Origin of the sequence: Methylobacter psychrophilus, assembly GCF_025583945.1 — a bacterium.
Classification (GTDB): domain Bacteria; phylum Pseudomonadota; class Gammaproteobacteria; order Methylococcales; family Methylomonadaceae; genus Methylobacter_C; species Methylobacter_C psychrophilus.
The window spans coordinates 207,934-230,971 of the sequence record NZ_JAOEGU010000001.1; the positions used below are offsets into that span (position 1 = coordinate 207,934).

General features: G+C 43.8%; 21 protein-coding genes. All 21 read left to right on the top strand.

The annotated features are described in order from the left end of the window. Nucleotides 1-50 precede the first annotated feature (50 nt). The 21 genes from N7974_RS00785 to N7974_RS00885 all read left to right on the top strand — a co-directional run bounded on the left by N7974_RS00785 (nucleotide 51) and on the right by N7974_RS00885 (nucleotide 22,928). Entirely contained in the window at nucleotides 51-1,508 is a 1,458-nt protein-coding gene (locus tag N7974_RS00785) for a sensor histidine kinase (protein ID WP_262963807.1), read from the top strand. A 67-nt stretch (nucleotides 1,509-1,575) separates the two neighbouring features. Continuing rightward, nucleotides 1,576-2,151, top strand: a complete 576-nt coding sequence (locus N7974_RS00790; protein ID WP_262963808.1) for a hypothetical protein — start codon at nucleotides 1,576-1,578, stop codon at nucleotides 2,149-2,151. Between the two features lie 5 nt (nucleotides 2,152-2,156). Then, nucleotides 2,157-3,767 (top strand): sensor histidine kinase, encoded by a 1,611-nt coding sequence (locus tag N7974_RS00795; RefSeq protein ID WP_262963809.1) that lies wholly within the window; start codon nucleotides 2,157-2,159, stop codon nucleotides 3,765-3,767. Between the two features lie 40 nt (nucleotides 3,768-3,807). After that, entirely contained in the window at nucleotides 3,808-4,488 is a 681-nt protein-coding gene (locus tag N7974_RS00800; protein WP_262963810.1) for a response regulator transcription factor, read from the top strand. 263 nt (nucleotides 4,489-4,751) lie between these two features. Further along, on the top strand, nucleotides 4,752-6,608 hold the full coding sequence (locus N7974_RS00805) for a hypothetical protein (protein WP_262963811.1): 1,857 nt from the start codon (nucleotides 4,752-4,754) through the stop codon (nucleotides 6,606-6,608). Between the two features lie 104 nt (nucleotides 6,609-6,712). Then, nucleotides 6,713-7,246 (top strand): J domain-containing protein, encoded by a 534-nt coding sequence (locus tag N7974_RS00810; protein ID WP_262963812.1) that lies wholly within the window; start codon nucleotides 6,713-6,715, stop codon nucleotides 7,244-7,246. A gap of 675 nt (nucleotides 7,247-7,921) precedes the next feature. After that, nucleotides 7,922-8,452 (top strand): type VI secretion system contractile sheath small subunit, encoded by a 531-nt coding sequence (gene tssB / locus N7974_RS00815; protein ID WP_262963813.1) that lies wholly within the window; start codon nucleotides 7,922-7,924, stop codon nucleotides 8,450-8,452. Between the two features lie 18 nt (nucleotides 8,453-8,470). Continuing rightward, nucleotides 8,471-9,997, top strand: a complete 1,527-nt coding sequence (gene tssC, locus N7974_RS00820; protein ID WP_262963814.1) for a type VI secretion system contractile sheath large subunit — start codon at nucleotides 8,471-8,473, stop codon at nucleotides 9,995-9,997. 44 nt (nucleotides 9,998-10,041) lie between these two features. Next, nucleotides 10,042-10,638, top strand: a complete 597-nt coding sequence (locus N7974_RS00825) for a hypothetical protein (RefSeq protein ID WP_262963815.1) — start codon at nucleotides 10,042-10,044, stop codon at nucleotides 10,636-10,638. 48 nt (nucleotides 10,639-10,686) lie between these two features. Next, nucleotides 10,687-11,940: a type VI secretion system baseplate subunit TssK gene (gene tssK / locus N7974_RS00830; RefSeq protein ID WP_262963816.1), complete on the top strand. Its 1,254-nt coding sequence runs from the start codon at nucleotides 10,687-10,689 to the stop codon at nucleotides 11,938-11,940. Then, complete coding sequence (locus N7974_RS00835; RefSeq protein ID WP_262963817.1) at nucleotides 11,940-12,308, top strand: GPW/gp25 family protein; 369 nt, start codon at nucleotides 11,940-11,942, stop codon at nucleotides 12,306-12,308. The genes tssK and N7974_RS00835 overlap by 1 nt, the downstream gene beginning before the upstream one ends. Further along, entirely contained in the window at nucleotides 12,305-13,942 is a 1,638-nt protein-coding gene (locus tag N7974_RS00840; protein ID WP_262963818.1) for a hypothetical protein, read from the top strand. Before N7974_RS00835 ends, N7974_RS00840 begins: the two co-directional genes overlap by 4 nt. A gap of 2 nt (nucleotides 13,943-13,944) precedes the next feature. Next, the gene (locus tag N7974_RS00845; protein WP_262963819.1) at nucleotides 13,945-14,532 is read left to right on the top strand and encodes a hypothetical protein; all 588 of its coding nucleotides are present in this window, start codon (nucleotides 13,945-13,947) and stop codon (nucleotides 14,530-14,532) included. A 5-nt stretch (nucleotides 14,533-14,537) separates the two neighbouring features. Further along, nucleotides 14,538-16,178 (top strand): type VI secretion system baseplate subunit TssF, encoded by a 1,641-nt coding sequence (locus tag N7974_RS00850; RefSeq protein WP_262963820.1) that lies wholly within the window; start codon nucleotides 14,538-14,540, stop codon nucleotides 16,176-16,178. Then, on the top strand, nucleotides 16,175-16,804 hold the full coding sequence (locus tag N7974_RS00855) for a DotU family type IV/VI secretion system protein (RefSeq protein WP_262963821.1): 630 nt from the start codon (nucleotides 16,175-16,177) through the stop codon (nucleotides 16,802-16,804). Before N7974_RS00850 ends, N7974_RS00855 begins: the two co-directional genes overlap by 4 nt. Before the next feature lie 13 nt (nucleotides 16,805-16,817). Next, nucleotides 16,818-17,153 (top strand): hypothetical protein, encoded by a 336-nt coding sequence (locus tag N7974_RS00860; protein WP_262963822.1) that lies wholly within the window; start codon nucleotides 16,818-16,820, stop codon nucleotides 17,151-17,153. After that, a complete protein-coding gene (locus tag N7974_RS00865; protein ID WP_262963823.1) occupies nucleotides 17,153-18,007 on the top strand; it encodes a type VI secretion system baseplate subunit TssG in 855 nt (284 codons plus the stop codon). Before N7974_RS00860 ends, N7974_RS00865 begins: the two co-directional genes overlap by 1 nt. Before the next feature lie 12 nt (nucleotides 18,008-18,019). Beyond that, the gene (locus tag N7974_RS00870; RefSeq protein WP_262963824.1) at nucleotides 18,020-18,976 is read left to right on the top strand and encodes a type VI secretion system protein IglI family protein; all 957 of its coding nucleotides are present in this window, start codon (nucleotides 18,020-18,022) and stop codon (nucleotides 18,974-18,976) included. An 8-nt stretch (nucleotides 18,977-18,984) separates the two neighbouring features. Beyond that, complete coding sequence (locus N7974_RS00875) at nucleotides 18,985-19,368, top strand: DUF4280 domain-containing protein (RefSeq protein WP_262963825.1); 384 nt, start codon at nucleotides 18,985-18,987, stop codon at nucleotides 19,366-19,368. 27 nt (nucleotides 19,369-19,395) lie between these two features. Further along, entirely contained in the window at nucleotides 19,396-21,087 is a 1,692-nt protein-coding gene (locus tag N7974_RS00880) for an AMP-binding protein (RefSeq protein WP_262963826.1), read from the top strand. 320 nt (nucleotides 21,088-21,407) lie between these two features. Beyond that, on the top strand, nucleotides 21,408-22,928 hold the full coding sequence (locus tag N7974_RS00885) for a lipase family protein (protein WP_262963827.1): 1,521 nt from the start codon (nucleotides 21,408-21,410) through the stop codon (nucleotides 22,926-22,928). The last annotated feature ends 110 nt before the right edge of the window (nucleotides 22,929-23,038 follow it).

The window sequence follows — 23,038 nt, forward strand, 5'->3', positions numbered from 1 at the left end:
CGGGATTTGTCGAAACTTTGGGGAGACGGTTTATTTCTCTTTGTAGCCGCATGAAACTCAACACTATTTTTTCGTTAAAATCCCTTATCGTTATGGGCTTTGTGATTACCGTTATTCCGCTTTTTCTGGCAGTCATGTATGCCGCTTTTGGTATGCGGGAAACATCGGCATTAGGCAGAACCATCAATTTTCAGGTTTTTGAGCAAACCAAGTCGATCCGCCTGGTTTTGCAAAAGACCGCTGATATTGAACGAAAAGCCAGGTTATTCGTGCTGCTGTCTGACCCTTTGGTTCGTCAGCCTTATGAGCAACAATCTTACGAAAGCACAAGAGCATCGTTTAAACAAGCCTTGGGCGAATTACTAAAACTTCATGTCGATAATAAAATTGCCTTGTTGGTTAACGAATTATCGGAAAAAGAAAATCTGATTTATCAGCAAATTATTGGTTCGGCCAGCGAGAATAATCTTAAACTGCCGGTCGATGAAGCATTCCAGGGTCTGCGTGAGTCGTCTTATAATCTTTCACAAGAATTTGAACATTACGTTGATCATGAATTTAATGAATTACGCCAGCAATCAGAGTCTCTGGAGCAAGGATTATTCATCAAAGGCGCTGTTCTGTTTGTCATCTCGTTTATATTTATTGCGATACTGCTGATTGTTATTTCGCGGTCAATGCGCCAATTGGATACGGGTATTCGGCGTCTTGGTTCGGGCGAACTTAACGAGCCAATTGTCATATCAGGCCCTTCGGATCTGCGCTATCTGGGTAATCGCCTGGAATGGTTGCGGACGCATTTGATGGAGCTGGAAATTTCCAAGCAACAATTTATGCATAATGTGGCTCGCGAAATCAATCTGCCGTTGGCAAGTATTCGCGAAAGTGCAGGATGTCTTGTCAATGAGACAGGGGATGAGGTGGGCAATGCCCGGCAGGATATCGCATTGGTGTTATGTAACAATGTTGACAAACTAAAAACTGTATCAGATGAGTTGGTTCGGTATAGTCAAATTCACTCGAATCTTGAAATGAATAGTAAGGCAACCGTTAATATGGAGTATTTGCTTGATTCAGTTATCAAGGATTTGCAGCCTGAATTACAGGCTAAATCGATTAGTTTGAAAAAATTGGTCAGACCTGTCGAAATTGCCGGCGTTGAAGAGCAGTTGCGAAGTGTTATCGATAAATTGCTGTCCAATGCCGTTAAATATTCCCCCTTGGGTGGAGAAATACGCATTATGCTTCGAGATTCCGGCATGCAAATGGAATTGGAAATTGAAGATGAAGGGCCAGGAATTGATCCCAATGAGCGTTTACATGTGTTTGAGCCGTTTTTTCGCGGTAGGTCTGCTAAAAATAATGATGTTGACGAGCCTGGATTGGGGTTGGCCATTGTCAGGGAATATGTCACTAATCATCAAGGCAAAATTGATATTATTGACTCAAGACAAGATCAACAAGGCGCCCGTATCCGTATTCAAATACCGCTAACCGGAGAGGCCTGAAAAACAGGGAACCACTATTGCTACACTGTCATTACCCTCCATTCTAAACATAAGGCGATATCCAGGCATGACTATAATTTTCGGAATAAATCGCATCAGCTTGGTGCTAAGCCTTTTGCTGCAGACAGGATGTGCCCAGTTTAATTCTGATTGGCCCGGAAATTCAGGTGGCTATGCAGATCCTTATGCACAATCCGACTTTGACGGCTTGTTTGTTTTTGATGCCAACATGGCGCAAATGCCGCTTTCGTCACGTAGCGAGGTGTGTGACATATTACTCAAACGCCAACAAGATTATCCAGCCGTCGGGATTCAGTTACGCCTGATGATAGGACGTTTGTTTTCTGATGCCTGTGGCAATATTCCCGATATTCTGGATGGCGTTAGTGCTATCCCGTCAGGAAGTCTCTCCGATGCTCGCGTGCAGAAGCTTGTGGCTATTCATACGGAAGCCTTAAGACGTTTGCAGGTTGTGTCGAGAAAGTCCTTGCCACTGGAATGTAAACAAAAAACAGTTAAACAGGTATCGGGATCGAAAGATGAAAAAGGGGTAAAGAGCATTGAAAACCGTCTGTTACGAGAAAAGCTGGAAGCCATTAGATCCATGGAAAAACACCTGGATGAAAGTGGTAACGTAAAATAGCCCCTATGTTTCGTTTTCGATTGGCATTTGTTATTGTTGTTTCGTTCGGTTTTGTGTTGTTTTTGGGGATAGCGCTGTATTGGAGTTCAAATCAGGTCGCCCTTTATGTTCAGCGCAGTCAAATAGCGTATGAGAGATTGGATCATTATGAGCGCTTGTCCCAAGAAGCCTATCGCCACTTTAAGCAGCGAATGGACAGGCTGATGACGGCCACGCCAATGGCAAAAGCAGGGGTGGAGCTATCCAGGGATGGTCTCTATGACGCTATACAGAAGCTTAGGGAAACGGCAGTAATAGTATCAATCCCGGAGACTGATAATGCCCAGCTGCAAAATAATCAGCTTGCCGAACTGGAAAGAGTCGCCCGTTTTTCTGCTTTTTTGGATGCCATTGAGTATCGGTTTGACGAAGTTGAACAGTTGCGTCAACAGGGTCAGTATGATGCGGCAGTTCAGGTATTAACAAAGTTTTCGAAAGAAGAAATTGATGAGAAATTTCAACCGCTAATTGACGATGCCATTAACGCTGAACGAGAAAAAGCGACCAAAGCCAAGCAAGAATTGGAAGACTGGATTGCCCGTTCGCGTTGGATTGCTATTCTGGCGTCATTAACTGCAGCGGTATTTAGTCTGATATCCGGGTTCTTGCTGCTTCGCGGCATCAGGAAACCTATTGAAGTCTTAATGAAAGGGACTACCGAGATTGCTTCCGGCCATTTAGATTATCGTATTACTCTTGATACACGCGATGAATTTGCTTATCTTGGCAGCCATTTTAATCAAATGGCGCAAGAGTTGCAGCTGCAACAAGACAAGTTGCGCGAAGGCCGTGTCGTATTGGAAAAAAGAGTCGTTGAGCGTACCTTTGAGCTGCATCGTTTAAATGAAGAATTAAGTCATATGGACAATACCCGGCGGGAGTTTTTGGCAGATATCAGTCATGAGTTGCGTACTCCTATTACGGTCATTCGAGGCGAGGCAGAGGTGACTTTACGGGGCCGGAATCGTGATGCCGAGGAATATAAAGATACCTTGGAGCGCATCGTTGAACTATCAATGCAATTGGGGAAGTACGTCAACGATTTGTTGTTTCTGGCCCGTACCGAAACCACCAATCTTCAGTTTGAATGGGATGATAATCTTGATCTTACCGAGCTGCTGACCAGTACTGTAGAGAATTTTCAAGTGATGGCCGAGGAAAATGCAATTTCGGTTTCCCTGGATGCGCCAGCCGAACCGGTTTGGGTGCGTGGTGATAAACAGCGTCTAAGACAGTTATTGTTTATTTTAGGGAATAATGCCTGCCAATATTCCAAACCGGGAGGACACATTACGGTCACTTTGTGGATAGATGAACACGAGGTTAATTTTAGTCTTGCTGATCAAGGTATCGGTATACCTGCAGAGGATTTGGAACGTATTTTTGACCGTCAGTTTCGCAGCCAAAATGCTCAGATTTCGAGGGAAGAGGGTAGGGGATTGGGTTTGCCAATGGCCAAGTCAATCATGAAGGCGCACGGTGGACGGATTGCCGTGACCAGTATTGAAAATGGAGGTTCGACGTTTACAGCAACGTTGCCGTTAATTTTGGAAGGGCAGGATGAAGCAGATAAATGATTAATAACTTATCGATACCAAGCTAATGGAAAACGGTTACATGCGAGTTTTACTGGTGGAAGACGATCAGCGTATTGCTGACTTTGTTCAACGTGGATTAAAGGCTGAAGGCTATGTTGTAGAAGTGGCACGTAGTGGTCTGGAGGCCATAACGCTGGGTACCGGCGGTAAGTTTCAGGTAATCATTCTGGATTTGGGACTGCCTGATATCAATGGCCGGGAGGTTTGCGAGCGCTTGCGGGGTTCGGGTGTGGGTACGCCAATTTTAATGTTGACAGCCAGAGATGCGGTGCAGGATAAGGTAACAGGTCTGCGCTCCGGTGCTGATGATTATATGACAAAGCCTTTCGCTTTTGAAGAATTGCTGGCACGAATTGAAGTGTTGATGCGTCGTCGAGGCGGCGATATAAAACCGGAAACCAAAGAATTTCGCATTGCTGATTTGATATTAAATGCGGAAAGCCACGAAGTGAGGCGTGGTGACACATTGATTGACCTGACGCCGAAAGAATTTTCGTTGCTGGAGTGTTTTATGCGTATGCCGGGTAAAGTATTGAGTCGTACCCGTATTCTGGAGCAAGTGTGGGGTTACAGTGCTGACCCGTTGACTAATGTGGTGGATGTTTATATTCGCCAGTTACGGCGAAAAATCGATGATGATTATGATATAAAGTTGCTCAAGACGGTGCGCGGATTTGGCTATAAACTGGATGCCAGTTAATCAGACATATTGAAAGTAATGACTTTGTAAAATAGGTAACAACTCGGTTATTTAAAGAATGAGGGTTGTGCTTATTGGTCTGGTCAAAGTGGCGCTTTATTTTAAACAAAAATATTTTACTTTTTAACTGGCTAGCTGAGTTAAATTATCAAAACTGCGACCTACCGTATAGTTATGTTAGTTTTTGAATAAAAATAGTCGAACAATTAATTTATGTATTAGACTGCACCCTACTATCAAAAATTGATAATCATCTATTGCCCATGCCAATACCATCATTACCCTTAACAGAAGAAGCTCTATTGCATTTCAATCAGGATGTGATGACTAAACCATCCGGGGAATGGTTAGCGGTTTTTATGGCGGGAAGTGCTTATTTAGCTGGCAAAGACTCCGGTGAATTTCAATTTGATCTGGCTGTGGCGATTTATTTATGGCGCCAGGAGAAAGACAATAGAAGTCGTTTCCGGGTAAGTAAGCGTCGAGGCGAGGAATGGATTAATGCGCTTGAAAGTGATATGACTTTGCACACCCCGTCGCTGGAATCGGGTGATCTGGAGGCAATTGAGGCTATCAGGCTAAGCCAACAGAATTTGTTAAGACGAACTTTGGAAGGAGCCAGGATAGTCTATAACAAAAAAGATGAAGATTTCGGCGATGTCAAGGCAGGTGTTGAGGGCACGATCGAGGCCTGGAAGGAAGTCGCCGGAGTCAAATCCGAAGATGCTCCACGGGGTACATCGTTAGTGAGGATTATCGGTGTTGAAAGTCTGGATACGTTACTTAACGATTTGATGGATGGCATTGAAGGCGAGCTCAAGAAGCAGGGGATTCGTATTTTGTACGATATTTTGGGTAAACAGCTCTGTGATGAACTATCCAAATGTATACCTTATATAGGCACGATTAAGGAAGGGAAGGAGCTTTTGGTGCAGTCGCGTGAGCTCGCGAAAAGTGGCTGGCGCAGCTATAAAACCAATGAGCATCAAAGGAACGTGCGATCTGGAACGCCGCAACAAGCTGTTGGTGCCTTGAAAGTGATGCTTGAGCGGGACGTTGCCGAGCTTGGTCTGAAAGTCGCCTCTAGTGCTGCTAATTTTGGAACCGGGTTGGCATCGACTATTGGCACAGGTTCCGATGCGGGTGCCTTAATATCTCGAGCTGTCACGGCTACCGTCAGTTTAATCAAAACAATCTATGACTTTGCGCGGGATTGGAACGAAATGGCCAAAGGCAATAAGTTATTGGCATCAGGCATTATGCCGGGTCATGAGCTATTAACAGCCTGTCCATTTTTGGGAGCGCAGGTAATAGAGCTTGCCAGTACCAGTGATCTTATCCGCTTTGCTTTCGCTGATAACGCTATTTATGCCATCTCAACCGAGAAGGGTAAGCAATTTATAGAAACGTTGGCAGTGCCCGTTAGCAGTCTTAAGTTATATGCCCATGATGTTATTGGTAAATCGCGCTTTGTCATTAAGTATGGTTTGACAGAAAAGGAAATAAAACAGATTGATGCCGGTTATCCGGGCAGTCCCGGCGGTGTCAGTGCTTATGCTTACAGGGCAAAAAAAGATGCAGAGGCTGCCAGAATGAAAAAGTTTCAGGATTATGCTCATACGGTGGGACAACAGTCGATACAAAAACGTAATCAGGCTTTTGATATACTTCAGAGTCACGCACGAGATGTTGGAAGGCAAGCCATCGAAGCAAAACAAGCGCGAGAAAAATTACTTAATAATATTGCAAAATTTAAAGCCTATGCCCGCGAAATCGGGCAAAATGCTACCCTGCAGAAGATTAAAAAAGCACGTCAGGAATCCCGTGATCGGCTGGCGGTTAATGTGCATGAGGCAATCGGGGTTTACAAGTCAGAAACAACCGGTATGCGCGGCGTATTTACACGGCAAAGTTCTGAATCACTGACAGCGTTAAGATATTTGGATAGTTTGAGCCGTCAAGTACAAGGTGATGACAGCTTGATTATCAGCATTCAATGGCTGTTGGGTTATCGATTAACAGAATCTACTTTTGATGGCTTAAGCAAGCAACTGAAGAAAAAATCCAGATTTTCAGGGTTATTATTGCAAAGCTATACCAAGTGGCTGGCTAATAATTAGCTTATAGTCTTTTAGAAAGTAAACGTCTGATTAACATCGCTCAATTTTTGGTAAAGTAACCAAATAACTATCACCATCAAAGAACCATAGATTACTGATATTAAATGAGTGCCATAAAAAAAGATTACTACCAGATATTAGGTATTATTGATTGTACAGACTTAGCGATAATTAAAGCCGTCTATAAGGCTCTGATGATGATTTATCACCCTGACCGATATGCGGGTAATAAAGACGAAGCTGTAAGAAAATCAAAAGAAATTAATGAAGCCTATGGCGTATTGATAGACCCGGATAAACGTAAAAAATATGATGCCGGGCGAAACTGTCCGCCCTTGACAAGCGCTAATTCAAAATCCACCAGTCATGCGCTTGAGATAGCCAGACAAGCCTGTACGGATCATTATGAAAATATACTTACCCAGACGCATCGCGACTATGAGTTGAAAATAAATGCACTTAAGACAAGCATTAGTTTTAATGAAGCTACCGTTAAAAAGAAGGATGATGAGCTTTCCTGTAAAGAAGCTGATTTAGTGAAGGCCAGAAATCAGATAAAAAGTCTTAAAATATCGGCCCGTCATTATGCCGATGAGTTAACGGTTTTGTTAACAATCATAAAAGATGAGTTGCCTTAAATAGTTTTTTCCGGTCAAGCAATAGCCTGATTTTTTACTATTTCTGCTACTTTATCTGCAAGTATTTACAAATTAAAGTCACTCAAAAAATAGCAATTCCCCGCTATTAGTTATCCATTTACTGTTTAAAATCAACCAATCCGATTCCATATCAGCCAGCGAAAAAAGCATTTTCAGGTGCTTGGTTCTTTGTGTAACCGATGCTGATCTAGCCTGTTTAGGCGACCTTTGCAGACTTTATGAAACCCGTTACACCGAACAGGCAGTAAAAATGCTTTTTTTTCTGTACTTTAACCTTATAAAAAATCGGTAGTATGCATAGCATCTTTTAGAGCTCGTCGAGCATTGACAGGTTATATATGCTTTGAAAGCTGGTAACAGATGTTTGGGATTATATTTAAGGGGAATTAATTGACCTGTTAAATAAATTTGACGGATGTTTTGGATCATACTGATGAGAATGGTTAGAGTCTGATGATCCATAATTATTATACGAATTTTCTATCGAAATTTTTATATTGTTTTTAAAGGGTTCAATTGCACATGCTATTTACATTATCTGCATTATATGCAGAATTATTTTAATTTGTATATTGCATAAATAGTACCTTTCGTTATAATCCTGCTACGTACTTCATCAACAACTTAGAGTCTTTATTTTAGGCGGAGAAAAAAATGGCAATACAAGACGAAATTCCAAAATCAAGATTAACCTTGCGCTATAAGACCGAAGTTAATGGTCAGCCTGAAGACATCACCTTGCCTATGCGATTATTGGTTACTGGTGACTTTTCCCAGGGATCTTCGAGCGATCGCAAGCTTGATCTGGATGAAAGGCGAGTGCGCAATATGGATGGAACCAATACCGATTCAGTGATGAAAGACATGGGTATGAGCCTTAACTTTACCGTCGAAAACAAGATTGACGGTGATCGTGAAGAAGACCTGCAAATATCACTGCCCATCAATTCGATGAAGTCATTTTCTCCTGACGAAGTGGCCCAACATGTGCCTAAGCTAAAAGGCTTGCTCGCTTTAAAGCAGTTGATTGGCGAGATGCAATCTAACGTGGATAACCGCAAGGAATTGCGTAAATTGATGGATGAGCTGATGAGCAATCCTGAAAATGTGGAAAAAGTGTTGGCTGATTTGAAGGGCTTTGAAAGCTTGAAACTACCAAGCACTAACGAAACTACCATCAACTAGAATATTAGGAATACTATTATGTCTGATGACACTGCTCCTGCAACTACTGTTACTACCGTTACTCCTGAAACTGGCGAGGCGCTGGATTTAAAGCGTTTCTTGTCAAGTATGAGGCTCAATCCTGATATTTCTGCGCCAGTCCCGATGATTTCCAATAACCTGGAAACCGTTGTTGAAGATATTCGCGACGAAGACCGGTTTATTTCAGGAATGGTTGCTGTTTTGATGAATACTGATTCTTCTGCAGGTAAATTTGACAAGGGCGCTGTACAAAGCCTGATTGCCAAAATTGATGATTTAGTCAATGCTCAGTTGAATGAAATTATCCACAATGAAAAATTTAAAGGTATGGAAGCCGATTGGCGCGCCTTAAATGATTTGATTCGTACCACTAATTTTAAAGCTGACGTAATGATCGATATCATTGATGTTAGTAAAGACGAGTTGTACGATGATTTTGACAGCAATGCGGTTGATATTACCGGTAGCGCACTGTTTAAGAAAATTTATTTGGCCGAGTATGACCAATACGGCGGTAAACCTTATGGCAGCATCGTGGGTTTATACGAAATTGAACATACTCCGCGTGATGAATTCTGGCTGAAAATCATGGGTAAAATAGCCGCTGCCAGTCATGCGCCTTTTATTGGTGCGGTTTCTCCTCAATTCTTTGGTTGCCAAACCATTGAAGAATTGTCTGCGATCAAGGATCTGGAAGGCATGATGAACCATCCGCGTTATGGTTCATGGAATGCTCTCAGAGAATCGGAAGCGGCGGCCTATATCGGCTTGACTTTACCCAGATACATTCTGCGTCAGCCATATGACCCTGATACCAATCCCTGCGGTAAAGGTGATTTTACCTTCAAAGAAGAAGTGCGTGGCGACAACAATGCTGATTACCTTTGGGGTAGCGCTACAATTTTGTTCGCACAAAACATGATTCGCTCCTTTACTACTTCAGGATGGTGTCAATATCTTCGCGGACCTAAAGGCGGTGGCCTGGTTTCCGGACTGCCGGTGCATATGTTCAATATGCGTGGTGAAGATGAAATGAAACTTCCGGTAGAAATGGTTATTCCTGATTACCGCGAACTTGAATTTGCTAATGCCGGCTTTATGCCGCTAATTTATCGCAAAGGTACTGCCGATGCGTGTTTCTTTAGCTGCCAGGCCTTAAAAAAATCCAAGAAGTTCAAAGATCCAAAGGATTCTGAAAACTCCCAGTTGGTAACCAATCTTTCCTATACCTTATCCATTACCCGTATTGCTCATTACGTTAAATGTATTATGCGCGACAATATTGGTAGCAGCGCCGATGCTCCTTATATACAAGACACTCTCAATAACTGGATGTTTCAATATGTAACTACTGTAGTCAATCCTGATGATCTGACCTTGCGTTACTATCCGTTTAAGGCGGCTAATGTAGAAGTTGCCGAGCGTCCCGGGATGTTGGGCTGGTATGACTGTAAAATTGCTGTGCTGCCACATATCCAATTCGAAGGCATGGATGTCGAATTACGTCTGGATGCACGTTTGTAACGTTGTAATCTTAAACATAACCATTTAATTAAGAGAGAAATATCATGGCATCGTCACATTATAGTTGCAGTGTAAGACAGGGCTTTAACTTTGAAAAAGACCAGCAATTGTTGGTCGGCCATTTGGTCAGTATGACAGTCGGCGGTACTGCATTAGCAGCCGATGAAAGTTTGACCATACCAACAGCCGCTTTTTCATCAGGAGACGCGGTAACAACTTCGACTGCCGTAGTCGGAGTGATTTCAGATATCTCTTGGACAGGCGGATATGCAGACCCGTTGTACTTTAATGTTCAGGTCAGTAATGAAAATCAAAAAACATTGAGCGTTAAGACCCATACCAGTTTGCTGGATACTACCGTAGTATTTCAGTTCAATATCTATGCTTTTGATCAAGAAGCCAAGGTGTACTATCTGGCCTTTCACTCCAATGCTACCGATATGAACGGATTGATATATAAAGAGGGCGGTGATCTGTCTCTTGCGATTAATCCGGATTTTAGCCATGAAGTTAAGTCGCCGATGAATTTTGAAATGTCTATCGGCATTATGCCTCAGGCTACAGCACAGGTTCTTAATTTTGCGGTTTCGAATACTGACAAATTTGTTAAAACTTGGGGTGTCACGGTAGCGGGTAGTTAAGCTACCTTGTTTATAAATACTATCAGCTTCGTGACTATTAATTAAGTTATGTTTAACCGCCTATCACGAGTTTTTTGGACGATGGGTCAGGCGTTACTGCCTGGGCATTTACGTGCCTTGGAAGAATCCATGCTGGCTGAAAGCGCGTCGCGCTTCAGTCTGCAGGAGGCTCCAGGTTATGGGCTTTACAAGCTGCGTTGGAACGAAAACTTGCTGGCCGAAGGCGTATTGGCTTTGGAAGCCATGACGCTGGTACTCTCTTCGGGTTTGCTGTTGGATTTGAAGGGAAATGCGCAGGCAACCTCATTAAATCTTAATATCTCCGGCACTACTTTATTGCCGGTTTATTTGCATGTGCGTTGTCTTCCTGAAAATATAAACGAGCGAGGCGCAGATCGACAGACTGTTAAGCGCGATAATGTCAGCTGTTGGCTTTGGTCGCTTGAGCTTTCCACTGAACAAGAAAACCCCGATACCCTGGAAAGTTTTCGTTTGGCTGAGTTTGAAAAGCAACCTGATGGCCCTTGGCGACTTTCGTCGCGTTACATTCCACCGCTATTGTGCATAGGTCCTTCAGTGCCCTTTCTGAAAGATGAATTGACGGTGCTTAGTCATAAACTTGAGTCTTATCATTATCAGTTGACTCAGGAGATTGCGGCCATTTATCTGTCTGGTGCCGATCTTGTTAATGCCAGACAATGCCTGAAAAGCGTTGTAAAAATGCAGCGCTTTCTTGGCAACCTGTTTATCCAGATTTCCCCGCATCCTTATACAGTATACGAGGAATTGAAACATTTTTATGTTGAGTTGTGCTTCTATCATAATAACAGTCCGCAATTTGCAACGGCACCTTATCGCCATGAGCAACTTGTTGATGTCTTCCGAGAAACCCTTGAACCTTTGAATGATCAATTACAGTTGAGCCAGATGCGCTCACCTTATTTGCCATTTACGGTGTCTGGCGGCATCGTGCGGGCACGTCTTCCCGAGTCGATTCGTGAAGCAAAAGAAATTTATCTTCTGGTGCAAAAAGGCGCAGTCACTAAAGCTGTCAGTCTTGATAACGTCAAGATTGCTGCTGTTAGCCGCATTCCCGTCGTACATAAGTTTTATCTTCAAGGGATTTCTTTTAAATGTATAGATCGTCCGCCATTCCAACATTCTTTTGGCCCCGAGGTAGATATTTACCAATTAAGTGTAGGCGAAGAATGGGATCGCGCGCTTGACGAATTGGAGCTTGGTTTTTACGCTGAGTCAAAGTTTACCGAAGAAAAATTTTTCCTGTATTGGCGATCAGTCTGATGGCTTTGCTACGTAAATTGGCTGGCTGCAAGAGCAACGCCGAAGACCTTGAAATAAAAAGTATCATCGATAATCTGAATAATGTGCTTGGTACCAAACGGGATTATGGCTTTTTTTTGCAAAATTTTGGATTGTCTGACTACCGATATTTGGGGAACAGTGATTATATCGAAAAGGCGTTAGTTACTGAAATTACCGAAAATATCAAACTTTTTGAACCGAGGATAGTATTAAACAAGATTGTGCCTATTAAAGGTGACAGTCTTTTTCATCTAGCTTTCAGCATAGATTTTGTCGTGCGTAACAAGGCCCATACCATCAAGTTATTTTTGAATCCGGTGCTTGATCGTTACCAGGTTGAGTTATGAGCGATTTTATCGGGGATTTAACTATCACGCTGGTGCTGACTATTGCCGGTACCGCTCACACTATTCCTGCCGGTAACGTCAAGTTTGTGGATCTTGCTCTTACCCCTTACGGCTTTAACGGTAAAGTAAGTTTTGTAGTGTCTTGTGAAGAGTCGGCCGACGCATTGTTTACTCCGATGACCACGCTAAACGATTTAATCGAGGTGTCGTTACAGGTGCAGTCTTATACCACTGATACTGACGCTGTGATCAGTCCGTTAATACTAAGTGGCTTGGTAACTACCCGGAGTTTTTCGGAACAGACGCTGACCAATATTTTAAAAACCCAGACTTTTATGTTACATCGGCATTATCATCTGGAGTTTGCTGATCCGGCGCAGGTGTTATGGAAACAACATTATCCTTGTGACCTGCTGACCGATACCACCCTGACGGCTTTAATTACTGCCCATAAGAATGAAAAAATAAATTTACTGTACGATTGGCCGGATGTTCTGAATAAAACCTATCCGGTACTTACCCTGTCATTGGGAGCGCCCGGTAATCCGGCAAGTTTTTACGATTACCTGATATGGCTGGTGGACACTAATAATGGTGTGTTCAGCTATGATATTGCCAATAATCAATACTCTCTCAGTGCCGTAAAAAGTCAGATTGGTACCGTTCAGTCACTAGATCCTTTGGAAGTTTTTGAATATAGCGTTAATTTCCCGGAAATCCATCGGCACCAGCCCAATGTTCTGAATGCTTACTCGGAAAGTCCGTTAAATACGGCGATCACTAACGCTGCGGTGGCCAGTCCGATTCGCCGTGATTACATTCAACGTTATCCTATTGCAGCCGACATGACGGCGAGGGTCACGCTGGAAACAGCAAGATTAAAACAGTATTTGCACGAAGTTTTGGTGAGCTACAACAACTTTCAAATGCAGGTTACCCCGCCGGGGATGCTGGTCGATTTTAAGGCTTCCTCTGCCTGGAACGCGTCATTATTTGTTTATGCCAACACTTATCAGGTACGGCAATGGCGCTTGGTTGCCCGTGCTGTAAAGCAGGAATTAACCCTTGATCTTAATAATTCTTACAGTCGCTATGAGATGGAACATAGCCTGATTTTGGACAATAAGACTGAACTGAATGTGGCTTTGCCAGCTTATCTGCTTCCTGTTTATCCTTTTTTCGTGGAAGGCAAGATCGTCAGCGAACAAGGTGAAGATACCGATGCGAGTTATCAGTTTTATACAGACAGTGATACCTCAGTCAACTACTACCAGATCAGTATTCCTTTGTGGGCAAAAAAAAATGTACGTGCGGCGTATCAGTCAAATATGGATACCGGCCAGTTCTATTTTCCACCGTATAAAAATGCCCGGGTATTGGTTGGATTGGGCTTTGATAACGCATTTATTGCTAATTTTCTTGATTGGGGTAGCGGTACTGCACTCCCTATGGATTCCCAGGGAAACCAGTTGGTCATGGGGAAATCAACAACCAGTCAGAATATTATCAAGCATACTTATGTCGATAGTAAGCCTGAATTACAAATTCAGCGTACTGACGATAAAGATACCGAGCTATTACAGTTCTCTACCGGCTATATTATCTTACAAACCCAGCTAGAAGAGGGCAGCTAAAGATGGCTTTAGTGTGCAAAATCGAGTTAAGCCAAACTGACGGGATTACTCTGACAGTTATCAACAAGGATGGCAATATCACTCAAACGGCAACGTTTGACGGCACTCTCATTACCTTGACCTGTAAAGGTGAGGAAGATACCAGTACGATAACGCAGGCAACCGACAGCATAACCATAGCTTGCAAAGATTTTATCGTCAATGCAGAAAGCATTACCTGTAAATCGACCGAGAACACTCTGCATCAAGCGACGGGTACCTTTGGCATCAACAGCACTAAAACAGCTACATTTAGCTCATCGGTAGACATGACTGTTTCGGCCGCGACACAGATGAGTCTGAAAGCCGCTGACTTTGCCACTACAGCAACAAATAGTGCAAAGGTAACCGCTTTGACAACCACCATCAACGGTGACACTAAAGCCACGGTTAGTGGCTTGGAGTTGGCTCTGACCGGAACGACTCAAGCCAACCTGAAAGCAGCCGCGATCACAGTTGCTGCAGATACCACGATGAATGTTCAGGGTCTGACAACGACTGTCAAAGGAGTCACTACCAATATCCAGGGTACCCTGGTAACGCTGGGATAAGGCAAATGAGTTTAGATAATACGCAATATCGGGCATTTCTTGAGGAGCTGCATGATTTGGCCGATTCCAGGCTTAATTATGCACTTGATTATCCTGCCGCAGGACTGGAGGGCGATGATCCTGATGTTAAACGTATCATTGAAGCCCTGGCTTTTTTTGGTGCGCGTACCCAGATTGCGGTATCGCGCAGTCTGGATTCAACCAATCGACGCCTGTATCAGCAGTTTTTTTCTTTTTTACTGACACCGCTTGCCGCGATGGCAATGATTCAGGCAAAGCCTACCGGCCATCTAACCGAAGTATTGGATTTACCGGCGGGTACCGAGTTTGGCTTACAGCCAGAAAAAGGTGCCCTGGTCATGTTTCGCACTACCCGTTCAATGCGGATACTGCCTATGAGTCTGGAGACCGTCAAGCAAGAGCTTCTTCCTGAGGCAGGTAACAGGCTTTTATTGACATTCCAGGCTAATTATCCATTAAATGAACAACCTGAAACCATTAGTCTGCATATTGACTATTTAAACGACCTTACACTTTCACTCAAAGTTTGGAATTTTTTGGGGCGCTCATTGAAAAGTACCGGTGTCCAGTTCGGTGTATATGATCCTGACAAGCCTTGTCTGCCATGTGAATTCAGGCTTGGTGGGCCACCAGTCGATATTGCAGCCGATGAGTGGAATCACCCGTTGGAGGTGGAGCGCTACTATTTCCATTTCCCTCAGCAAGAACTTAATCTGGATTTGGAGTTACCACCAGCTCCGCGCAACTGGACGCAGTTTACGGTGGCATTGGACTGTGATCAGCCATGGCCCCGTCAACTCCGTTTAAACAGAAACTTGTTTCATTTATTTGCGGTGCCATTGGCAAATAATCAGCGTGCGATGGCTCAGCCGATTATTTGCGATGGTACCCGAGAGCACTATACGATTCGTCATCCAGATCCTCAATTTGGTTTTAGTCTGGAAAAAGTACTTGGTGTTTATGAAGTCGGCGATAAGGGCATGTTACCACTTCGACCCGGAATATTGGCCGGAGGCAATGGTTCTTACGAGATTGAACAAGGCCCGCAGCAAGAAAATGGCGGTAATTTATACCGGTTGATCCCACATTTTCCGGTTGCCTTCGAGAAACCTCGTACCCTGGTGATTGAAGCGTTATGGCAACAACCCTGGTACGATCAAATCTTGCAAGGTACCCATACCCTGCAGGCATTTCGCCGGCAAATGCAAGGAGTGCAATGGGAGCTTATGGATGCCGCGATTGCTCATGTAGAAAATCGCCAACTGAGTAATATGAGCGGATATATTCATTTACTGACTCTTATGCATAACGCTTCTCTCAATGCACAGAATACAAGGGATCTTCTTCTTGCCTTGGGGAGCGTTACGAGCGGCAGATTTCAAAAGATATTTAACAGTTTGGTTGATTTGCGTCTGGAGGAAGAGCCTTTGGGGGAAGGGCATAAGACCAAACAAATTTACACTCTGCAATTTAAAGCACAATTTGATGAGAGTAGTGAATTAATTCAAACTTTTGTCAAGCATGTCGAACGTGTGTTTGATATATGGCTTGCCGATGCTTTGGTTGAGACGCGTTGGGAAATACTGGACGAGACAAACAATACAATTTCAGGTGAAGGGCAATGAACCAAAATTTATGGGAGATGATGGTAACCATCAACGGCTATCTTAATCCGTTGCGTGAAGCAGATACGCCGTCTACCGTGGCGATGATCGATTTGGTGGAATTACGCAGCAAGTTGCGTTCTCAACTGGAAGATTTACGCAGTGCTGTTACCGAGCAATATTCTGAACGCGACAGTTACTTCGTTTTATTTCCGCTGACTGCGCATTGTGATGAAGTGGTTAAAAAGATGATTCTGGATATTAACCACTTGGAATGGCCATCACTCCAGCAAGAGTTGTATCAGGTAGCGGATGCCGGCGATTTATTCTACGAATTGCTTGATAACGCGCTGAGCAAGCCGGAAACATTGCCACTGGTTTATGAGGTGTATTATTTTTGTCTGAATGATGGTTTTTCCGGTCGATATACCGCTAATCCTGAACGGCTTGCCGGGTATCTCCAAAAGTTGCGTAAACATATTCTTTTGCAACCGTTAGTAACGATAGCCCCGCCACTTTCTGCGCCGACAAGACGCATTTATTTTCGCATACCCAATTATGTGTATTACTGCGGTGCCGGTGCACTGCTTATGTTGGTTTATGCTTTTCTTACCGTTCTGGCCAGTTCCTGGCAACCTTTGGCCTGAACTCAGGTGCCTTATGACTTCACGGCTTGACGAGTTATTTTCACCTGACCGATTGCGACAAAACTGGCAGTTGCCAATAATATCTGCGTCTCAGCCAGCACAACTTGAACTTAATCTTGATATTCAAACCACTTATCACGAATTGCAGCGTCTGGTTGCTGAAAGATTTCTGGATGCTTGCCGCCTGTCAGTTAAATTTGATGAATTAACTGAGGAAATTAAGCAAACATTTCCACTAGACGCGGCTATCACTACGGTCGATGCCAAACAAAAAGAAGCGATTGTCAGTATGTTGGAGCAATTAGAAGATTTGTTATGGGCAATGGACCTGGCTAAAGGTGGAGAGTGATGACGTCGTTGGAAAATCGTATTGTCGAGAATATTGCGAAATTTGATCCCATCAGCCTGCTTATGCTATTGGCACATGCTGGTTATGGCATGGATGAGCTTTTGTTTTGCAGCCACTTTAGCAACTGCTCCCAATCGCGCCTGATTGAGTCTATCGAATTTCGTCACTCACCAAGAAAAGTGCTTATTACGTTTAACCTGGGATTATTGGGTGGACAAAGCGTTCTGCCCGATTATCTGTTTAAGCAAGTCCATAATCGCACTATTGATGCGGATCGGTTTGCGGAGTTTTTTGGGTTTTTCGACGACCGGTTATTACGACGTTTCTTGTTGGCTATTTATCCTGAATTTGATGAAACGATTATCCCGAACTGGGAAATCAGAAAAAAAGCGACACTGTACACCTTAAGACTGGATAACATTTCTACCCTTCATTGGTTGATGCAACTGGTTTTTCCTGAACTACAGGTGAGAGTCGAAAAAATTACGCTTGAGCGAAGTATCGATCTGGGTGCGCCTATTCTGGGGAAATCCTGTTTGGGTTACCAAACTGTATTGGGAAAAATAAAAAAGATACCCGTACAGGGGAAACGTATCACGCTGATTAGTGATGAGGATAGTTTTATCAAGGATCAGCCGTGGGCCCATGAAATTGAGCTGCGACTGAAAAAATTACTGCTTCCTGTTTTACAAAGTGTGGATATGGATCTGGAGATATGGCTGATGATTCGTAGCCAGGGTACTTCGCTGAGTTTAAAGCAAAATAGTTATCTGGGTTATGAAAACCTGCACAGTGACAGGCTTCAGTTTCGGCAAATCCGTATATTTTGCGGACGATTATACGATTGGCACTAAGGAAAAAATACGATGAGAATTGAATTATTACAGGGCATTTTTTCGGTAACCGAAACCCCGGGGCTTGATTCTACAGATCCGCGTTTTGACGAAATCGCAACCTTGGTGCAGTCAGGAAATCATGCGGAGGCGGCCAGTCTTAGCGAAGCCATTCTTGCTGAGGGGATTTATGATGTCAGGTTGATTTGTTATTTTCTTTATGGACATTGGTTAGAGCAAGGTCTGGCAAGTCTTGCTGATGTTATTGACTGTTTAAATAATGCCATCATGGAAAACTGGGAGGCTATTGGTCCGGCTACCCGACGGGTAAAAAACCTCGAAAAAAGTCTGGACTGGCTATTTAGACAAATACTGAAAAAAATACAATACGAAGAACATAAAAACAGCACGCTTTGGAAACAGTGGCAAGCCGATACCCTTAACGATGAGGTGAATAAAATACTGGAATCGGGTGAGGTATTTCGTTTAAGCATTAACCATCAGTTTGAGGGTAAAGCCGGCCCTATTATTGATATATGGAGCAAGATAGAACAATGGCTACGTGTATTTCAGCAACTGGAGTGTCCACCACTTGAGCCGCTACAGCCCGAACTTGAAGAGCTTACAGATGATGTTTCCGAGGTCGTGGTAGTCAATGTTCCCTTACCGGTAACGGTCTTTAAAAGTAGTGTGCCGGAACTTGAGAGTTCTTATCACATGGATTTATTGTTAAAAAAATTGGCCGCATTTGAGCGTTTGGTTCAAGAAGAGAAGTTCCCCCGAGCGGCTTTGGTGGCTGATGACATTAACCAAACGTTGTCCACGTTTGATCCCATGCTTTATTTTCCGAAAATGTTGGGGGCATTTGTACGCTTGCAGGCACTTAACTTTGACGAGTTATCATCTTATGCGGATCATCGGGAAAGTCAGCAATGGCAGGCCATGCAGGACTGGTTGAAAATTGATGTTGATAGTTTTATAAATTATTAGGAGTTGATATGCCGCTTTTAGTTACTGCTGGCGCTGTTCTTTCATGTACTTTTGGAGCTGCACCGTCAACGCTTGTCGTATTGCCAATTAATCCCGTGTTTGTTGATATGCCGGCTGCCAATATCATAGACAACATTCCGTTGCTCAATATTTTGCCGTTCGGCATGTGCAGCAGTATGGCAAATCCCATGGTGATAGCGGCTACGGCAGCGGCTTTGGGTGTTCCAACTCCCATGCCCTGTATTCCGATGACTGTAGCACCGTGGTTGGCAGGCGCTCCCACCGTATTGATTGGCAATATGCCCGCACTTAGTAGTGACAGTAAGTTGCTGTGTAGTTGGGCGGGTTCCATCAGTATCAGCGTTGCCGGTCAAGTTCCGGTAATGGTGTAATGATGACGCGATCTTGCCGGAAAATTCATGTTGGATAATGATGGTACCGATCCTTGGTCGGCCGCTAATTTTGCCTTAATTGAAGCGTCCTTGTGGCAGGACAATCAAGAGTCGCCTGCTGATTTAGCGTGGCTGGATTTAAGTTGGAGAGATCCTGTTAATTTTTTCAAGGCGTTGCATACCTATTGGGAGCGACGACAAGCGAGCCAATCCAAAAGTACGCCCTGGTCTCGTTACGATTTTTACCACGATTTGCTGGTACGACAAAAAGACCAAGCGACAGCGGCTTTGATATGGTTCGATAGAGGTATTTGGCGAACCTGGTCTTATGCAGAATTAGGCCAGGCCGTTAATAGCTTGGCAGCCTCTTGGGAAGAACTTGGTGTGCAGCCAGGTGATACGCTTACCATTTTGCACCCACAGGGGCCGCATTGGCTAATGGCTTTACTGGCCGGATTACGATTAGGGGCAGTCATTTCGCTACTACCACCCCAAGGCAATGCTTTTGTTCAGCGTCGACTGGAAAATCTGAACCCACAATGGCTGGCAATGGATCAATTGTACCGACACCAGCTGGCAGCGCAGTGGCAAGACCGGGTGCTGGCCAACACCTTGTCTTCGTTGGCACCAACCAGACGACCTTATGAATATCCGGGTACAGCTGTTGTTGCCTGGTGCTTCGATTCCACCAGCGCAACGCCTGACTTGGCATGTCCGGTTGACGCCGATAGCCTTTATCTGGGTGCTCTACGGGATGGTGTGTTGGCATTGGGGATTAAATCCGGCCAAGCGTGTGCCGCACCGGGTTGGCATGCAATGGAAAGTCAACCGTCGTTGGTTTTGGCGGTTTTATTAAGCGGTGCGACTTGGGTACACATCGAGCTTGCCGATCTGGAAAAAGAACCGGGGCGCTTGTTGGAGCAGCCTATTGATGTGCTGGGCGTCAGCCGGTCTTTGCGTGATTTGTTGCTGGCTAACCCTCCTGAGGGTAAAAAACCTTGGCGCTATTGGTTTCGCCATCCGGCTGAATCGGCTGACTTTACCATTTGGCAGAATTTTATCCGGAAATTACAACTGGAAGAAATTTATTCTGGTAACTTGCTATGGATGGCGGTTTGGGGTGGGGCGATCATTTTTTCAGCGAGGCTACGTGGATGTTCTCATCTTGGCGTATTACCCGCAGCCACACTATGTTGGCAACTGGGTATTATTGACTCTCCGGATTTGCCTTGTCTGGGTGGTTGGGGTCGGATGGCTTTAGGTAAACAAGAAAAAGGTAAAACTGTCTGGATAGCCACGCCTTTTATTTTGGCTCCCTATCTGAAAGCATGGAATTATCTGGGACAGTATCCGCGAGGCAGGGCAGGACGCACTTACCCGCAACAGGAAATACTGGATTTACTGGCAGATAAAGTGCGTTATCCGGCTTTGGTTGAGGCCGCAGTGGGCGGCGGCGATGCCGATCCACGTCAGGTATTATTGGTATTTGGTGAAGGTACGGATGCACCGGCATTGCACTCGCTCATCGAAACTGAGTTGGGCAGTGATTTTCTGCCCGACCGCATAGAATGTTTGCCGTTATTGCCGCAACGCAATGCCGATGGCGGGGCGGATAAAGAGTGGTGTCAGTTTCATTATTTAACCGGGGAACTGTATCGACGCCAACGTGGCGATATTTATCGCTGCCTGTCCGGCTTAAAGCAGAAAATTTTGGCGTAGTCATGTCTCTTTTATCGACTGGTTATTATTAATAGGGTTTATTTTTGTTGTAATTGAATACATAAAAAAATTACTTTAATTAGATTAAGGTAAACAGTAATTAAAGACTCAATAACGATCATTATGCACGCAATGCATACCTTACTAACAAACACGGATATTTAGCTATGGCCATAAATTATGATAAAGCACGCACTTGCGTTGAACTCTGTCGGTTTTCTTACAAAATGTATGCACAAACCGTTAAATTTCCATTTGATCCCTTTTTTGAGGCAAACCAAAAGCACACTAATACTAAATTGAATATAACGCGTAATCGAATGATGGCACATATTCACGATGTTTTGGGAACACCATCAAATGACGATAGGCGTAAGTTCGATCCCATTCAATATCGACTGGACGTACCGCCAAATCCTGGTCAAAGCGTAGTCTATCGTGGGGATATAAATAATAGCTATCTTGTATTTGTACCTGGTACATGGGATAAAAAAATTGGCGAATATGCAGGTTTCGATCTCGAAGGTAATAAACTATTGCCATTACCAACGTCCTTAAGCTCTGGAAACTGTAAGTGCGGCTATTTTCAGGGTCAGACAGGAATGACGGCTACTCATCCGAATTCGGGATGGACTTCATTTTTAGGTGCAGTAATTTATGATCCAACGACGAAAACCGCCTATATCGTTTTCAGGGGCAGTCGTAGCGGCAATGGTGCGCGGGCGGCAACAGGTGCGCAATTCAGGAGTAAAGGTAGTCCGGACTGGGTTACTGATATGAACCATTTAAAAGAGGCTGAACCTTTTAATCCAAATTTTGATTTCGGTGATCTAAATGGGCGTAATAAGGTTAAATTGGCGACTGGTTTTTGGAAGGCCTATGTCAGTTCAAACAAATCAATGGAAGCGGCATTTAAATATGCGGTAAGCGGATGTGAAGTTAATACTGTCTGTGTAACCGGCCATAGTCTGGGAGGCGGGTTAGCGCAGTGCGCCTATATTCATCTTTGTTGCTCTCCTCGTATAAAGAGCAGGTTAAATCTGAAAGCTACTGCGGTTGTTGAATGTTATCCAATTGCAGCACCGCCCGTTTGCCTGGGTGTAGAAACGCAGCACTGGATCAGTCGCAACGCCAATGCATCGAACGTACACCATTATTATTGCCCTTATGATGCTGTCCATGCTTGCCATTTGGTTTTAAGTGGAATGGAATCGAAAGCATCTACAGTTTTAGGTTTAAGGCATCCGCTGACATCACCTTATCATTTTGGTAGTCAATTGGCTCTGAATAGTAATGCAACATTCCCTGCTGCCCATGAACCATCCACTATCTGGAAAGCCCTGTGGGATGATAAGTCTGTCCCCAAAGAATTTTGGCAGCAAATTGATTTTGATATAGTTAACAGCCAAGTCAATAGTTCGTCCAGTACAGACCCGATTGATAAATCTACAATTCTTGACGCTATTAACCAGAGTTTCAACGCTGCTGATTTTAAGGAACGCGCTGAGCAATGGGCTGTTGGAATTACAGGTCATGGCGTTATGAATCGAGGTAATAACAAAAATACAGCTCTTGGCAGCATTTTTGATGTAAATAAAGAGTATTTTTCTGATTTTAAAAAAGAGAACGTTGCGCAACGGAAAACTGTTGTCGACAGTATTAATAAAAATATACATAACAACAGTAGTGATACCGCAGGGTGTGTTTACCATACATTGCTGATTGGGATTGGTATACAACGTTTGTTAAGAGATTTTCAGGGTGTTCCGCTTAAAGTACTTTTGCAGAATAACATACCCAAAGTGGATTTTTTTACACGCAGCAGAAGTAATACTATTTAAGTAGTCGTTTTATCGTACCCGATAAATATCAGGAAGCCTGGTGGGGCAGGTAAACAGTTTCACCGTTTGCCTATGCTGAATATCTAACTATATTGATTTGCCAAGATTAC

What these genes read in the sequence shown, in the direction of transcription:
- N7974_RS00785 (WP_262963807.1), top strand. Translation starts at nt 51, where the DNA reads ATGAAACTCAACACTATTTTTTCGTTAAAATCCCTTATCGTTATGGGC.
- N7974_RS00860 (WP_262963822.1), top strand. Translation starts at nt 16,818, where the DNA reads ATGACTTCACGGCTTGACGAGTTATTTTCACCTGACCGATTGCGACAA.
- N7974_RS00855 (WP_262963821.1), top strand. Translation starts at nt 16,175, where the DNA reads ATGAACCAAAATTTATGGGAGATGATGGTAACCATCAACGGCTATCTT.
- N7974_RS00800 (WP_262963810.1), top strand. Translation starts at nt 3,808, where the DNA reads ATGCGAGTTTTACTGGTGGAAGACGATCAGCGTATTGCTGACTTTGTT.
- tssC (WP_262963814.1), top strand. Translation starts at nt 8,471, where the DNA reads ATGTCTGATGACACTGCTCCTGCAACTACTGTTACTACCGTTACTCCT.
- N7974_RS00835 (WP_262963817.1), top strand. Translation starts at nt 11,940, where the DNA reads ATGGCTTTGCTACGTAAATTGGCTGGCTGCAAGAGCAACGCCGAAGAC.
- N7974_RS00885 (WP_262963827.1), top strand. Translation starts at nt 21,408, where the DNA reads ATGATGGCACATATTCACGATGTTTTGGGAACACCATCAAATGACGAT.
- N7974_RS00805 (WP_262963811.1), top strand. Translation starts at nt 4,752, where the DNA reads ATGCCAATACCATCATTACCCTTAACAGAAGAAGCTCTATTGCATTTC.
- N7974_RS00875 (WP_262963825.1), top strand. Translation starts at nt 18,985, where the DNA reads ATGCCGCTTTTAGTTACTGCTGGCGCTGTTCTTTCATGTACTTTTGGA.
- N7974_RS00795 (WP_262963809.1), top strand. Translation starts at nt 2,157, where the DNA reads ATGTTTCGTTTTCGATTGGCATTTGTTATTGTTGTTTCGTTCGGTTTT.
- tssK (WP_262963816.1), top strand. Translation starts at nt 10,687, where the DNA reads ATGTTTAACCGCCTATCACGAGTTTTTTGGACGATGGGTCAGGCGTTA.
- N7974_RS00790 (WP_262963808.1), top strand. Translation starts at nt 1,576, where the DNA reads ATGACTATAATTTTCGGAATAAATCGCATCAGCTTGGTGCTAAGCCTT.
- N7974_RS00840 (WP_262963818.1), top strand. Translation starts at nt 12,305, where the DNA reads ATGAGCGATTTTATCGGGGATTTAACTATCACGCTGGTGCTGACTATT.
- N7974_RS00870 (WP_262963824.1), top strand. Translation starts at nt 18,020, where the DNA reads ATGAGAATTGAATTATTACAGGGCATTTTTTCGGTAACCGAAACCCCG.
- N7974_RS00880 (WP_262963826.1), top strand. Translation starts at nt 19,396, where the DNA reads ATGTTGGATAATGATGGTACCGATCCTTGGTCGGCCGCTAATTTTGCC.
- N7974_RS00825 (WP_262963815.1), top strand. Translation starts at nt 10,042, where the DNA reads ATGGCATCGTCACATTATAGTTGCAGTGTAAGACAGGGCTTTAACTTT.
- N7974_RS00845 (WP_262963819.1), top strand. Translation starts at nt 13,945, where the DNA reads ATGGCTTTAGTGTGCAAAATCGAGTTAAGCCAAACTGACGGGATTACT.
- N7974_RS00865 (WP_262963823.1), top strand. Translation starts at nt 17,153, where the DNA reads ATGACGTCGTTGGAAAATCGTATTGTCGAGAATATTGCGAAATTTGAT.
- N7974_RS00810 (WP_262963812.1), top strand. Translation starts at nt 6,713, where the DNA reads ATGAGTGCCATAAAAAAAGATTACTACCAGATATTAGGTATTATTGAT.
- tssB (WP_262963813.1), top strand. Translation starts at nt 7,922, where the DNA reads ATGGCAATACAAGACGAAATTCCAAAATCAAGATTAACCTTGCGCTAT.
- N7974_RS00850 (WP_262963820.1), top strand. Translation starts at nt 14,538, where the DNA reads ATGAGTTTAGATAATACGCAATATCGGGCATTTCTTGAGGAGCTGCAT.